The sequence below is a fragment of the Kitasatospora sp. NPDC114501 genome (assembly GCF_055633695.1).
In genome coordinates this window covers 47,834-62,165 of the sequence record NZ_JBVKDS010000029.1, presented here as the reverse complement: position 1 = coordinate 62,165, position 14,332 = coordinate 47,834, and the positions used below count along the sequence as shown (strand labels likewise).

The following is a 14,332-nucleotide window of genomic DNA, read 5'->3' as shown; positions in this document are numbered from 1 at the left end:
CCGACCACCGCCACCGCCCCCGGCGAACGCTCCACCCAACCGCCGAACCGCTCCAGCACCAGACCCGCCGTCACCTCCCCCGCACCCACCAGCCCACCGGCCGGACCGGACTCACCCGACGGCAGGAACACCGCCTCCGCATCACCCTCCGCATCCGCCGCCATCGCCTCCAGCACCACCCGGTACAGCCCCGCCACCCGAGCCGCATCCACCCGCGAGAGCGCCCGGGTGCTGGTCTTGAGGCTGATGCGCTTCGACAGGGTGGTCACCGCGAGGTCGAACTCGGTGGTGCCGGGCGCCATCACGCTGCCCAGGTCGACGGACTCGCTCTCCAGCCGCTCGAAGTCGACGTGGTTGAGCAGCACGTTGACGACGCGGCCGGCGCCGGCCAGTCGCTGGACCTCCGGCATCGGGAACCGCCGGTGCGGCCACAGCTCCACCTCCCGCTCGAACACCGAGCTCACCAGCTCACGCCAGGTCCGCGCACCCCGCTCGAAGCCGAACGGCACCGTGTTGAGGTGCATGCCGTAGACCCGGTCGGCGCCGGGGGCCTCCGGCCGGGTGTGCACGACGACCCCGCTGCTGAAGCGGTCCTGGTCGGTGAGCAGGCTGAGCACCTTGCCGTGGGCGGCGACCAGGACGCTCTTGAACGAGGCCCGCGCGGCGGCGGCCAGGGCCCGCAGGCCCTCTTCGAGGTCGCCGAAGGGCACCGACTCCCAGTAGTCCTCGGCCGGCTGGTCCGGCGCGCCCCAGTGGGCGGGCAGCACGAAGGCCGGGTAACGCTCGACCTGCCCGGCCCAGTACCTACGGTCCTCCGCCGAGTCCAGCGCCCGCAGCTCCCCGGCGACGGCGTCGGCGTACCGGGTCGTGGGCCGCTCGTACGGGGCGGGCTCGGCTCCGCTCGCGAAGGCCCGGTAGCAGTCCAGCAGTTCCTTCACCAGGGAGTGGTAGCTCCACCCCTCGACGATCCCGTGGAACTCGGTGACGGAGAGCCACCAGCCGTCCTCGGCGAGGTGCACGGCCAGCCGCAGCAGCGGCGGGCAGGACAGGTCGAACAGCTCGGCCCGCTCGGCCCGCTGGAACTCCAGCAGCCGCCCGCGGAACTCCTCCGCGGACAGCTCCCGCAGGTCCTGCACCACCACGGGGACCGTCGCCTCGGCGTGCACCAGCTGCAGGGGCACCGAGTACGACTCCAGGTCGAAGGAGGTCCGCAGCACCTCGTGCCGCTCCGCCACCACCCGGGCCGCGGCCTGCAGCGCGGCGAGCGAGAACGGCCGCTCGTCCCGGATCCGGCTGGTGGCGACGTTCTGGTAGTTGCTGCGGCGGTCCTCGGCGAGCAGGTCGACGGCCATGCCGATCTGGGCCATCGTCATCGGGTAGGCGTCGGCGAGGCCGGCCGGCAGCCGTTCGCGGTCGGCCGCCGTGATCAGCTCATACGGTTCGACGGCCGGGTCCGGCAGGACGGTCGACAGCGTGGGGCGGTCCGCCAGCAGGGCGGCGAGGCCCGCCACGGTGCGGGCCTCGAAGACGTCGCGCACCGCGGCGTCGAAGCCCTCCGAACGCAGGGCCCCGCTGAGCGCCACGGCCCGGATCGAGTCACCGCCGAGGTCGAAGAAGCTCTCCGTCGTCCCGACCCTGGGCAGGTCCAGCACCTGGGCCCAGACCCCGGCGACCCGCTCCTCGACGGAGGTGCTCGGGGCGACGTACTCCTGGTGGAGGTCGATCTCGGGGGCGGGCAGGGCGCGCCGGTCGAGCTTGCCGTTGGCGGTCAGCGGCAGCCGTTCCAGCGCCACGAACACCGACGGCACCAGGTAGTCCGGCAGCGAGCGCGCCAAGGCCGCCCGCAGCTCACCCGCGCCGGGCAGGCGCTCACCCGAGGGCACCGCGTACCCGACCAGCCGGCCCTCGTGCACCACCACGGCGGCCTCCCGCACCGCGGGCAAGGCCGCCAGGGCCACCGCGACCTCGCCCGGCTCCACCCGGTGGCCGCGCACCTTCACCTGGTCGTCGGCGCGGCCGAGGAACTCCAGGCTCCCGTCCGCCAGCCGCCGGGCCAGGTCCCCGCTGCGATAGCGGCGGGCTCCCGGCGGGCCGTACGGGTCGGGGACGAAGCGCTCGGCGGTCAGTGCCGGGCGTCCCAGGTAGCCGCGGGCCACCCCGGCGCCGCCGACGTGGATCTCGCCGCGCGCCCCGGTCGGCACCGGGCGGCCGTCTTCGTCCAGCAGGTGCAGGGTGAGGTCGTCGAGCGGGCGGCCGATCGGGTTCCCGGCCAGCGGGGACAGGTCCGCCCCGCCGACCTCGCGGTGGGTGGCGTGCACGGTGGTCTCGGTGATGCCGTACATGTTCACCAGGCGCGGCCCGGCCGACCCGAACCGCGCCACCCAGGGCGCGAGGTCCGGCACGTCGAGCCGCTCGCCCGCGAAGACCACCGCGCGAAGGGCGAGCCGTGCCAGCCGGGGGTCGCCGGCTGCGGCCGCCGCGACCAGGCCCCGGAAGGCGGAGGGGGTCTGGCTGAGCACGGTGACCTGGCGGCGGACCAGCAGGTCGAGCAGTTCGGACGGGTCTCGGTTGGTCTCCGGGTCCACCACCACCAGGCACCCGCCGTGCAGCAGCGCGCCCCACATCTCGAAGACCGAGACGTCGAAGGCGTAGGAGTGGCAGAGCGACCACACGTCCTCGGCGCCGAAGTCGAGCCGGCGGCGGGCCGTGGTGAGCAGCCGGGCGACGTTGCGGTGGGTGACGGCCACGCCCTTGGGGCGGCCGGTGGAGCCTGAGGTGTGGATGACGTAGGCGAGTTGACCGGGATCGACGGCCGGCAGCCCGGCCGTGGCGGGACCGTCGGGCTCCTCCGTGGGCGCGTCCAGGACGAGCAGCTCGCCGTCGTGCAGGGCGGAAAGCCGTTCGGCGTGGGCCTGTCGGGTGATCAGGACGCGGGCACCGGTGTCGCCCAGCACATACGAGATCCGCGCGTCCGGCACTGCCGGGTCCAGCGGGACGTACGCGCCGCCCGCCTTCAGCACGCCGAGCAGGGCGGGCAGCAGGTCGGCGCCGCGGTCCAGGCAGACCGCGACCAGGCCTTCCGGGCCGACCCCGAGCCCGGCCAGCCGACGGGCCAACCGGGCGGACGCGGCGTCGAGTTCGGCGTAGCTGAGGCTGTGCTCGCCGCTGACCACAGCGACGGCCTCGGGGGTGCGGGCCGCCTGCTCGACGAAGAGCTCGTGCAGCGGGCGGGGCGTGTCGACGCGGTCCGCCGGCGGGGCGGTCAGCTCGGCCCGCTCGGCGGGGTCCAGCAGCTCCAGCGCGGACAGGGGGGTGTCCGGGGCGCCGGCCGCGCTGTCCAGCAGCCGCAGGTAGTGGGCCAGCAACCGCTCGGCGGTGGACCGGTCGAAGAGCTCGGTGGCGTACTCCAGGCGCAGCGGGAGCGCGCCGTCCGCGGCCTCCCCGGCGACCAGCGCGAGATCGAACCGCGCCTTCGGCCGGGGCGGCTCGACCTCGGCCATGGCCAGTCCGGGCAGCCGGTAGTCGGTCACCGCCTGCTCGCGCAGGGTGAGGAACACCTGGAAGAGCGGCGTGCGGGACCGGTCGCGCTCCGGCTCCAGCTCGGAGACCAGGGAGGCGAACGGCACCCCCTGGTGGTCGTAGGCGTCCAGGACGGTCCGGTTGGTGGCGCGCAGCAGCTCGGCGAAGGTCGGGTCGCCGTCCAGGCGGCCGCGCAGCACCAGGGTGTTGACGCCGTAGCCGATCAGGCCCTGGATCTCGGGCCTGGTGCGCAGGTTGGTGACGGTGCCGACCGGGATGTCGGTGGCGCCGCTGTAGCGGGCGAGCAGGGTCTGGAAGGCGGCGAGCAGCACCGAGAACGGGGTGGTGCCGTGGGACCGGGCCAACGCGCGGACGCGGTCGGCGAGTTCGACTGGCAGTCGGCCGCTGACGGCGTCGCCCTCATGGCCGCGGACGGCCGGTCGGCGGCGGTCGGTGGGCAGGTCGAGGGTGCCGAGGTCGGCGAGCTGCTCGCGCCAGTACGCCAGGGCCTCGGCGGTGGGCCGGGAGTTCTCCCAGGCGGCGTAGTCGACGTACTGGAGGGGCGGGGCCGCATCGACCGGCGCGTCCGCCCCCGCCCGGTCGGCGACGGCGCGGCGGTAGCCCTCGCCGAGCTCCTCGGCGACCAGCCGGGTGGACCAGGCGTCGCAGGCGATGTGGTGGGCCACCATGATCAGCACGTGGTCGTCCGGGGCGCGGCGCAACAGCCGGCCGCGGATCGGCCATTCCTGCTCCAGGTCGAAGGGCCGCTCCGACTCGCGCGCGATGTGGGCGCGCACCGCTTCCTCGCACTGCTCGGCGGGGAGGTGGCCGAGGTCGTCCAGGGGCAGGGCGGGGGTCCCGGTCGGGTCGACCAGCTGGACCGGCTCCCGGCCGTCCAGGGCGTAGCGGGTGCGCAGGATCTCGTGCCGGTCGTGCAGCCGGTGCCAGGCCGTGCCCAGCGCGGTGACGTCGAGCCCGCCGCGCAGCCGCAGCACCACCGGGAGGAGGTACTCGGGGCTGCCGGGCTCCAGCCGGTTGAGGAACCACATCTGCCGCTGCCCGGCGGACAACCGCAGCGGCCCGGTCCGGTCCGCCTTGTCGATGCCGCGGCCGCGGCCGCGGCCGCGCAGCTCGCCGCCGAGGACGCGGCGCAGGTACTCGGCCCGGAGCGCCTCGGACCCGGTGGTGTCGGTTTCGGTGCCGGTCATGGCTCTCGGCTCTCCTCAGCTGTGGTGGGGCGCGGACGGGGTGCGGTCCGGCGCCGGGTGCGCGGCCGTGCGGCAGGTCGTGGCGGGGGCGGCGGTCGGCCGCGGTCAGAAGGTGGCGGCGATCTCGTCGTCGCTCATCCGGGCGACCTCGGCCCGGACGAGCTCCTCGACCGCGTCGGACAGGCCGGCCACGGTGGGGGTCTCGAAGACGGCCCGCACCGGCAGGTCGATGCCGAACTCCTGGTGGACGGCGGCGATCAGGCGGATCGCGGTGATCGACGTCCCGCCGCTGACGAAGAAGTCCGTGTCCGCGTCGGGTTCGGTGCCGAGCAACTCCGCCCACAGGGCGGCGATGCGCTGTTGCAGCGGCCCGCTCGGGGCCGTCCGGGTCTCCGGGGCACCCGTCGCCCGGCCGGGTGCGGGCAGGGCGCGGCGGTCGAGCTTGCCGTTGGCGGTCAGCGGGAACCCGTCGAGCACCGTGAAGGTGGTCGGGACGAGGTAGGACGGCAGCGTCCGGGCGCAGTGCTCGGCCAGTTCCCGCTCGGACGGCGTGGAGGCCTGGTCGGCCGGCACGTAGTAGGCGGCGAGCGCGGGCTCCCCGCCGGCCGGCCGGTGCACCAGTACCGCGGCCTCGCGGACCGCCGGGTGCCGGGCCAGGGCGGACCGGGCCTCGGCCGGCTCGACCCGGTGGCCGCGGATCTTCGCCTGGTCATCCAGTCGGCCCAGGAACTCGACGGTTCCGTCCGGCAGTTGGCGCGCGAGGTCGCCCGAGCGGTACAGCCTGGCGCCGGGCTCGCCGTACGGGTCGGGCACGAAGCGCTCGGCGGTCAGCGCGGGGTGACCGGTGTAGCCGCGGGCCAGCCGGCGTCCGCCGATGCACAGTTCGCCCCGTGCGCCCCGGGGGACCGGCCGCAGCGCGTCGTCCAGCAGGTACACGGTGGTGTGCGGCAGCGGCCGCCCGATCGGCAGGATCCGGGTCGGCGGGTCGGCGGGCACCGGGTGGACGGTGGTTCCGACAGCGGCCTCGGTCGGTCCGTACTCGTTGATCAGTTCGGTGTCCGGGGCGAGGGCCCGCCAGCGTTCCAGGGTCTCCCGGGTGAACGGCTCCCCGGCGACCACCAGGACCGGGGCCAGCGCCGCGGCCTGCTCGGCGGTCAGCTGGTCGGCGATGATGTCGAGGTGTCCGGGTGTCAGCTTGAGGAAGCTGTACGGGCCGGTGCGGGCCAGCCAGTCGCCGAGGCGGGACAGCTCGGTGTCCGGGGGGAGGACCTGCACCGGCTGCCCGACCACCAGGGGCGCCCAGAGGTTGGGGACGACGAGGTCGAAGGCGTGCGAGGAGAACAACGGTGCGCCGCCGCTGCCGCGGGCCGCGAGTTCCATCGCCGCCCAGTCCACGTGGTCGGCCAGGCCCCGGTGGGTGATCTCGACGCCCTTGGGCCGGCCGGTGGAGCCCGAGGTGAAGATCACGTAGGCCAGCTGGTCGGCCGTCTCGGTACGGGCCGGGGCGGTGCCGGGCAGCTGCGCGATCGCCGCGGCGTCGGTGTCCAGCCGGACGGCTCCGGGGTGGCCGGCCGGGCCGGTACCGCCGGTGCCGATCCAGGCGGCCGCGCCCGAGGCGCGGAACACCTCCGCGATCCGCTCGGCCGGGTCGGCCGGGTCGACCGGGACATAGGCGGCACCCGCCTTCCAGACCGCCAGGAGTGCGGTGAGCAGCTCCGGCCCGCGTTCCAGCACGACGCCGACCCGGTCCTGGTCCTCGACGCCGGCCGCGCGCAGCCGGTGGGCCAGCCGGTTCGCCGCGGTGTCCAGCTCGGCGTAGCTCAGCACCCGCTCGCCCAGCAGCACGGCGGCCGCCGTCGGCGTGCGGCGGGCCTGTTCCTCGAAGCGGGCGGGGACGGTGGCCGGGAGATCGGCGGTTCCGGGCTCGTTCCACTCCACCAGCTGGCGGTGGAGCTCGACCGGCGAGAGCAGGTCCAGGGCCTCCAGCGGCCGCTCCGGGTCTGCCGCCGCCGCGGTCAGCAGCCTGGTGAACCGGTCGGCCAGGGCGGCGACGGTGGCCGCGTCGAAGAGTGCGGTGTCGTACTCCAGCGCGCCGCGGTAGGCGCCGTCCGGCATCCGGCGCATGAAGAGGGTCAGGTCGGTCTTGGCCACCCGCCAGGCGTCGGTGAACGCGGCCAGGTCCTCGTCGCGGTCGGCGACGCTGGTCCGGCCCTCGGTGTGCAGGTCGAAGGCGACCTGGTAGAGCGGGGTGCGGGAGAGGTCCCGCTCGGCGCCGTGGGCCTCCACCAGCCGCTCGAAGGGCAGGTCCTGGTGGGCGAAGCCCTCCCGGGTGAGGTCACGCACCCGGTCGAGGGCCGCCGCGAAGCCGGCCCGGCCGTCCAGCCGGCAACGCAGCACCAGCGAGTTGAGGAAGAACCCGACGGTGTCCTCGACCTCCGGCCGGGTGCGGCCGGGAACGGGGGTGCCGACCGGGATGTCCCACTGGCCGGTGTGGCGCGCCAGCGCGGCCGCGAACCCGGTCAGCAGGACGACGAAGGGCGTCGCGCCGTGGGCCCGGCCGAGTTCGGTGAGCCGCCGGGCCTGCTCGGGCTCCAGCCGGAAGGCGTGGGCGGCCCCGCGCCCGTCGCGCTCGGCCGGGCGGGGCCGGTCGACGGGCAGGTCGAGGGTCGGCAGGCCGTCCAACGTGCCGCGCCAGTAGTCGAGTTCGGCCGCGAGTCGGCCGTCGGTCAGTCGCCGGGCGGACCACGCCGCCCAGTCGGCGTACTGCACTGCGGGCGGGGTCAGGGTGCTCTCGCGGCCCTCGTGCAGGGCGGCGCACAGCTCGCGTAGCTCGCGTTCCAGGACGACCGTCGACCAGCCGTCGCAGCCGATGTGGTGCAGGGTCAGCAGCAGCAGGTGCTCCTCGCCCTCGATCCGGGCCAGCAGCGCTCGCCAGAGCGGGCCGTTCTCGAGGTCGAAGCCGCGGTGGAACTGCTGGTCGAAGAGCGTGGCGAGCTGCTCCCGGGTGGCGTCCTCGACCCGGAGCTCGACCTCCTCGGCCGGACCGATCCACTGCCGGGGCTCGCCGGCTTCCGCGGTGAAGCGGGTGCGCAGCGACTCGTGCCGTTCGGCGAGCAGCCGCAGCGCCCGGCGCACGGTGTCCGCGCCGGTGGCGGCCGGCAGCCGGACCAGCAGCGGGGCGACCCACTCGGTGCCGCCCGGCCGCAGCCGGTCGAGGAACCACAGCCGTCGTTGCCCGGGCGAGAGCGGCAGTTCGCCGTCCCTCGGGACCGGGATCACCGGCTCGCTGTCGACGGAGTCCGCGGCCGCCGGGGTGAGCAGCCGGGCCTGCTCGGCCACGGTGGCGGCCACGAACAGGCCGCGCAGCGGGACCGGCCCGCCGCTCGCCGCCCGCAGGCCCGCGGCCAGCCGGACGAGCTGGAGGGAGGTCCCGCCGAGCGCGAAGAAGTCGTCGTGGGCTCCGATCCGGTCCGCTTCCAGCAGCCCCGACCAGACCTCGGCGACGAGTTCCTCGGCCCGGTCGCGCGGGGCGACGTACGGGGCCCGGCCCGCTCCCTCCGCCTCGGCCGCGGCCCGCAGCGCCGCCCGGTCGGCCTTGCCGGAGGCGGTCAGCGGAAACTCCGGCACCTCGCGCACGACGGCCGGCAGGTGGCTCTCCGGCAGCCGACCGGCGAGGAAGGCGCGCAGCCCGCCGGCCGGGACCGGGCCGCGCGGCACGACGTGCGCGGCGAGCCGGGTCCCGGTGCCCCCGGCCGGGGTGACGGGGGTGACGACGGCCGCAGCGACCCCAGGGTGGGCGGCGAGCACCGCCTCGATCTCGCCGGGTTCGATCCGCACCCCGTTCACCTTCAGCTGCCGGTCCAGCCGGCCGAGGTACTCCAGGGTGCGGTCCGGGCGCCACCGGACCTTGTCGCCGGTGCGGTAGAGCCGGGAGCCGGGCGGGCCGTACGGGTCCGGGACGAAGCGCTCGGCGGTCGGCCCGGGCCGGCCGAGGTAGCCGCGGGCGACGCCGGGCCCGCCCGCGTAGAGCTCACCGGGCACGCCCACCGGCACCGGGCGGCCGGCCGGGTCGAGGACCAGGACCCGCATGCCGGTGATGGGCCGGCCGATCGGGACCGGCCCGGCCGTCCGGGCGGGGTCGACGGGATGGGCGGTGACGTCGATGCTGCACTCGGTGGGGCCGTAGGTGTTCCAGAGCCGGACTCCCGGGCCTGTGCGGGCGCGCAGCCGGGTCGCGAGTTCGGCGTGCAGCGGCTCGCCCGCGCTGAAGACCAGCCGCAGCGCGTCGCAGCCGCTCCAGTCGCCCTCGTCGACCAGCGACCGCAGCACGGAGGGCACCGCCTGGAGGACCGTCACCCGGTGGGCGGCGGCGGTGCGCAGCAGCGCCGCCGGATCGCGTTCCGTGCCGGGCGGCGCGACGACCACCGTGCCTCCGCAGGCCAGCGGGGCGAGGAACTCCCAGGCGGCGGCGTCGAAGCCGATCGAGGTCTTGAACAGGACCCGGTCCGCCGGGCCCAGCTCGTGGGTGTCGATGGTCCAGCCGACCCGGCCGGCGATCCCGGCGTGCGTGATGGCGACCGCCTTGGGCCGGCCGGTCGAGCCGGAGGTGAAGACGGCGTAGGCGAGCCGGTCCGGGTCGGTCGCGGCCGGGGCGACGGGCAGGAAGGCCTCGGACGGCCCGCGCAGCACGGCGGGCGTCACCGGGCGGGCCCCGGCGGCCCGGACGGTCGCGGCGAGCGGCTCCGCGGCCAGCACCAGGGAAACGCCGGCATCCCGGATCAACTCGCCCAGCCTGGCGGCCGGCTGGGCCGGGTCGAGCGGGAGGTAGGCGCCGCCCGCCCGCCACACCGCGAGCAGCGCGACGACCAGGTCCACGCCGCGGTCGAGCGCCACGCCGACCAGCCGGTCCGCACCGGCTCCCCGCGCGAGCAGCCCGCGGCAGGTGCGCTCGACGGCCCGGTCCAGCTCGCGGTAGTCGACCGTCCGGTCGCCGTCCACCACGGCGACCGCGTCCGGGGTGCGGGACGCCTGTCGGGCGATGCGCTCCGGAAGCAGCAGAGGATCCATTCCGGTCGAACTCCTTCGGGCGATGGCGGTGCCTGACGGGTGACAGACCGTCAAGAACGGGCCCGGACCGCACGTCGGCGCGCGTCACCGGACGGGTGGAGCCCCCAGCCCGACGGACCAGAGCCTACGAACGGTCTTCCATAACCCGTCCATATCCCAGCTGACGGTGCAGCGGGAGCAGGGCGAGGGCGTAGAGCGTCACGCCGAACGTCATCAGGTCGAGCGCGGCGGCCGACACGACCAGGCCGCCAAGAACGGCCACAGGGCTCCAGTACGGCAGCCGCCGGCGGAACGTCAGGACGGCCACCATCGCCAGCAGGCTCAGATGGAAGAGGACGGGGAGCACCTGGTAGAAGACCGGCAGCACGCCCGGGTGGCTCTGCACCTCGGCGAAGAACCGGTCCTGTTCGGCCCGGGTGCCGGTGGCGAGGCCGCTGTACAGGTCGATCAGCACCTGGCCCACCGAGGCGGCCGTCCCGGTCAGCGCGAGGGCGTACCAGAGCGGCGCCGCCAGCCGGCCGCGCTCGGCGAGCACCCGGCGCAGGTCGCCGAAGACCACGCCGAAGGCCAGCAGCGAACCGAGCAGGCACAGATGCCCGACGGTCCAGCCGGCGCCGGGCTGGCGCGCCCCCGGCAGCAGCCGGATCAGGCCGTACGCGCCGAGCAGCACCGGCGCGGCGGCCCGGACCAGGAGGACCGGGCGGCCTGTCAGGCCGACGGCGGGCGTGCCGGGGGCGGGGGCTGCGCTGGTCTCCATGGGCGGGATTCCTTCCGGCGGGATCACTGGGGACGCGCGGGGGAGGCGCGGGACACGACGATCCTCCTGTCGATGTGCCGTCAGAGGATCGACGGCAAGGGCGAGTCCGCCACCCAGACGGCTCGGGGTGGCCGCCGCCCCGGCTCAGGGGCGGCGTCAGGGGCGCACCCCTAAGGGCGGGGCGGGCGGCCCGTGGAGTGCAGCGCATGGTCGCTGATGGGTGAGCTATAGCCGCGGTCATCAGGGTGGTCGGGACGGTTCGGTGGTCGGACCGCTCCACGTACCCAAGGAGGCACGGGATGGTTCAGTCGGTCCTAATCGTCGGAGGCGGCACGTCCGGCTGGATGAGCGCGTCGTACCTCAAGGCCGCGTTCGGCGACAAGGTGGACGTGACCCTGGTCGAGTCGGACCGGGTGGAGACGATCGGCGTCGGTGAGGCCACGTTCAGCACGGTCCGGCACTTCTTCGACTTCCTCGGCCTGGACGAGCAGGACTGGATGCCGGCCGTCTCCGGTTCCTACAAGCTCGCCATCCGCTTCGAGAACTGGCGCGGCGACGACACGCACTTCTACCACCCCTTCGAGCGGCTGCGCGTCGCCGACGGCTTCAGCCTCGCCGACTGGTGGCTCCAGGAGGGCGACAAGTCCAAGCGCTTCGACGAGGCCTGCTACCTGACCCCGCACCTGTGCGAGGCGGAGCGCTCCCCGCGCATGCTCGGCGGCGGCCTGTTCGCCTCGGAGCTGGACAGCTCGCTGGGCCGCTCCACGCTGGCCGAGCAGCGGGCCCAGTTCCCGTACGCCTACCACTTCGACGCGGCGCTGCTGGCCCGCTACCTGCGCGACTGGTCCACCGCCCGCGGGGTCAAGCACGTCGTCGACGACGTGGTCGAGGTCGCCCAGGACGACCGCGGCTGGATCACCCACGTCAAGACCCGGAACTCCGGCGACCTCGCCGCCGACCTGTTCGTGGACAGCACCGGCTTCCGCGGCCTGCTGATCAACGGGGCGCTGGAGGAGCCGTTCGTCTCCTTCCAGGACGTGCTGCCGAACAACCGCGCCGTCGCGCTGCGGGTGCCGCGCAACACCGCCCAGGACGGCATGCGCCCGTACACCACGGCGACCGCGATGGACTCCGGCTGGATCTGGACCATCCCGCTCTACAACCGGGACGGCACGGGCTACGTCTACTCGGACGAGTTCTGCACCCCGGAGGAGGCCGAGCAGACCCTGCGCGACTTCGTCGGCCCGGCCGCGGAGGGCCTGGAGGCCAACCACATCCGGATGCGGATCGGCCGCAACGAGCGCTCCTGGGTGAACAACTGCGTCGCCGTCGGCCTGTCCAGCGCCTTCGTCGAGCCGCTGGAGTCCACCGGCATCTTCTTCATCCAGCACGCCATCGAGCAGCTGGTGCGCCACTTCCCGGACGAGCACTGGGACCCGACCCTGCGCGACGCCTACAACGAGCGGGTCGCCCACGTGCTCGACGGCGTCAAGGAGTTCCTGGTCCTGCACTACCGCGCGGCGGCCCGCGAGGACACCCCGTACTGGAAGGCGACCAAGACCCGGGAGATCCCGGAGGGCCTGGCCCGCCGCCTGGAGCTGGCCCGTTCGACCGTGCTCGACCCGGCCACCATCTACCCGCACTACCACGGCTTCGAGGACTACTCCTGGGTCACGATGCTGATGGGTCTGGGCGCCGGGCCGGAGCGGGCGCGTCCCGCGCTCTCGCACATCGACCCGGCCAACGCCCTCGCCGAGTTCGAGCTGCTGCAGGCCGAGGCGGCCGAGCTGGTCAAGGCGCTGCCCAGCACCCGCGAGTACCTGACCAGTCTGCACGAGCATCAGGACTCGTCGGCCGGCTCCTCGCCGACCCGGTGACCGCGCCCGATCGCGCCGGTTCCGCCGGCGCGACCGTCTCCCAGCTGTTCGTGGACGAGTACCGGTCGCTGATGAGCAACTTCCCGACCGGTGTCACCGTGATCACCTCCGCGCTGGAGGACGGCGAGCCGCAGGGACTGACCTGCTCGTCCATGACGAGCGTGACGCTGTCCCCGCCGACCCTGCTGGTCTGCCTGGACACCAGCAGCGTGACCATGGCCGTCGCCGCCCGCCGCGGCGCGTTCGCGGTGAACCTGCTGCACGCCCGCGCGGCCGCCACGGCCCGGCTCTTCGCCACCCGCAACGTGGACCGCTTCGCCCGGGTGCGCTGGCAGCGCACCCAGCACAGCGCTCTGCCGTGGCTCGTCGACGACGCGCTGGCGGTGGCCGAGTGCGAGCTGGTCGACGTCCAGGTGGTCGGCACCCACGCCGTGCTGTTCGGCCAGGTCGAGGCGGTCACCCTGTTCGACGAGGCGCCGCTGCTCTACGGCAGAGGGATGTTCGCGCCGTGGCCCTTGGAAGAGGAATGAACAACGACCTGCTGATCACCATGTTCACCTCGCTGACGACCATCGCGGTGATCGCGCTGGTCGCCGGCGCGATCGCGCGGCGCCTCGGGCAGCCCGCGGTGGTGGGCGAGATCGTGGCCGGTGTGCTGCTCGGGCCGACGGTGGCGCACGGGGCGCTGGCCTCGGCCCTGTTCCCGACCGAGGTCCGCGGCCTGCTCAGCGGCTTCGCGGACCTGGGCGTGGCCCTGATGATGTTCGTCGTCGGGCTGGAGTTCGAGCCCGGCGTCACCCGCGGCTCGAACCGCAACATCATCGGGGTCACCGCCGGGGCCGTACTGGTCCCGCTGGCCCTCGGGTGCGGGCTCGGGCTGGTGTGGGAGCCGGGCGGACCGGTCGTCTCGGACGCCGGGTACGTCCTCTTCGTCGGCGTGTCGCTCTCGGTGACCGCCTTCCCGGTACTGGTCCGGGTGCTGGAGGACCGCCGACTGCTGCAGACGCCGGTCGGCCGGCTCTCGGTGACCAGCGCGGCGGTGTGCGACGTGGCGATCTGGCTCCTGCTGGGCCTGGACACCCTCACCGTGGCGGGGAAGACGCCCACCCGGCTGCTCCTGCTGCCGGTCTTCCTGGCCGTGCTGGCCTTCGTCGTCCGGCCGCTGTTCCGCCGGGCGGTGCGCGGCGGCGCGGCCCGGTTCGGCGGCGTCGACCTGGTCATGGTCGCGGTGGGGCTGCTGGCCTCCTGCGCGGCCACTCAGTGGATGGGCCTCGACTTCATCTTCGGGGCGTTCCTGTTCGGCATGGCCATCGCCGGCAGCGAGCAGCGGGCGAAGTCGGACGGCCGGGGCGAGACCGTGCCCGGCGTCATCGACCCCGAGGGGCCGAGCGGCTGGGCGGCCCGGCTGCGGCGCGAGATCGAGCCGATCGGCGCCAAGCTGCTGATGCCGATCTTCTTCATCGTGGCCGGCTGGCAGGTGAACCTCGCCGCGCTGAGCCCGGCCGAGTGGGCCATGGCGCTCGTGGTGGTCGCGGTCGCGATCCTCGGGAAGTTCGGCGGCACCTTCCTCGGGGCCCGGCTCACCGGTATCCCGAACCGTCAGGCCGCCATCCTCGGCGCCCTCATGAACACCCGCGGCCTGACCGAGCTGATCGTGCTCACCGCCGGCAAGCAGATGGGGCTGGTGGACGCCTCGCACTACACCGTCCTCGTGGTGATGGCGCTGCTGACCACCGTCGCCACCGGGCCGCTGCTGACCCTGCTGGTCGGCAGGGTCCGGAAGCCCGGCCACCCGCTCGCCGCGGAACCGCCGGCCCACACCGATCTCGTCGGCGCGGCCCCCGGCCGGTCCGCCGAACACCGCGTGCCCTGAGTCGCCTACCGGGGCGCCGGCGAGCGTGACC

The 14,332-nt window shown here is 74.7% G+C and carries 6 protein-coding genes; 3 read left to right on the top strand and 3 right to left on the bottom strand.

Features of this window, described 5'->3' with window-relative positions:
- The 3 genes from ACZ7RU_RS35965 to ACZ7RU_RS35955 form a co-directional block, all read right to left on the bottom strand.
- Window positions 1-4,727: amino acid adenylation domain-containing protein (locus tag ACZ7RU_RS35965; RefSeq protein WP_470345214.1), on the bottom strand; the 4,727-nt coding region annotated here is incomplete at its 3' end.
- Between the two features lie 105 nt (window positions 4,728-4,832).
- Window positions 4,833-9,794: an amino acid adenylation domain-containing protein gene (locus ACZ7RU_RS35960; RefSeq protein WP_470345213.1), complete on the bottom strand. Its 4,962-nt coding sequence runs from the start codon at window positions 9,792-9,794 to the stop codon at window positions 4,833-4,835.
- A 124-nt stretch (window positions 9,795-9,918) separates the two neighbouring features.
- Entirely contained in the window at window positions 9,919-10,551 is a 633-nt protein-coding gene (locus ACZ7RU_RS35955; protein ID WP_470345212.1) for a hypothetical protein, read from the bottom strand.
- A 299-nt stretch (window positions 10,552-10,850) separates the two neighbouring features.
- Between ACZ7RU_RS35955 and ACZ7RU_RS35950 the strand changes: the two genes are divergently transcribed.
- Genes ACZ7RU_RS35950 through ACZ7RU_RS35940 form a run of 3 tightly spaced genes read left to right on the top strand, consistent with a single transcriptional unit; the run spans window position 10,851 to window position 14,301 of the window.
- On the top strand, window positions 10,851-12,428 hold the full coding sequence (locus ACZ7RU_RS35950; RefSeq protein WP_470345211.1) for a tryptophan halogenase family protein: 1,578 nt from the start codon (window positions 10,851-10,853) through the stop codon (window positions 12,426-12,428).
- Window positions 12,425-12,958, top strand: coding sequence for a flavin reductase family protein (locus ACZ7RU_RS35945; RefSeq protein WP_470345210.1), 534 nt, complete (start codon window positions 12,425-12,427; stop codon window positions 12,956-12,958). The genes ACZ7RU_RS35950 and ACZ7RU_RS35945 overlap by 4 nt, the downstream gene beginning before the upstream one ends.
- The gene (locus tag ACZ7RU_RS35940; RefSeq protein WP_470345209.1) at window positions 12,955-14,301 is read left to right on the top strand and encodes a cation:proton antiporter; all 1,347 of its coding nucleotides are present in this window, start codon (window positions 12,955-12,957) and stop codon (window positions 14,299-14,301) included. Before ACZ7RU_RS35945 ends, ACZ7RU_RS35940 begins: the two co-directional genes overlap by 4 nt.
- Window positions 14,302-14,332 lie beyond the last annotated feature (31 nt).

What these genes read in the sequence shown, in the direction of transcription:
- ACZ7RU_RS35940 (WP_470345209.1), top strand. Translation starts at nt 12,955, where the DNA reads ATGAACAACGACCTGCTGATCACCATGTTCACCTCGCTGACGACCATC.
- ACZ7RU_RS35950 (WP_470345211.1), top strand. Translation starts at nt 10,851, where the DNA reads ATGGTTCAGTCGGTCCTAATCGTCGGAGGCGGCACGTCCGGCTGGATG.
- ACZ7RU_RS35960 (WP_470345213.1), bottom strand. Translation starts at nt 9,794, where the DNA reads ATGGATCCTCTGCTGCTTCCGGAGCGCATCGCCCGACAGGCGTCCCGC.
- ACZ7RU_RS35955 (WP_470345212.1), bottom strand. Translation starts at nt 10,551, where the DNA reads ATGGAGACCAGCGCAGCCCCCGCCCCCGGCACGCCCGCCGTCGGCCTG.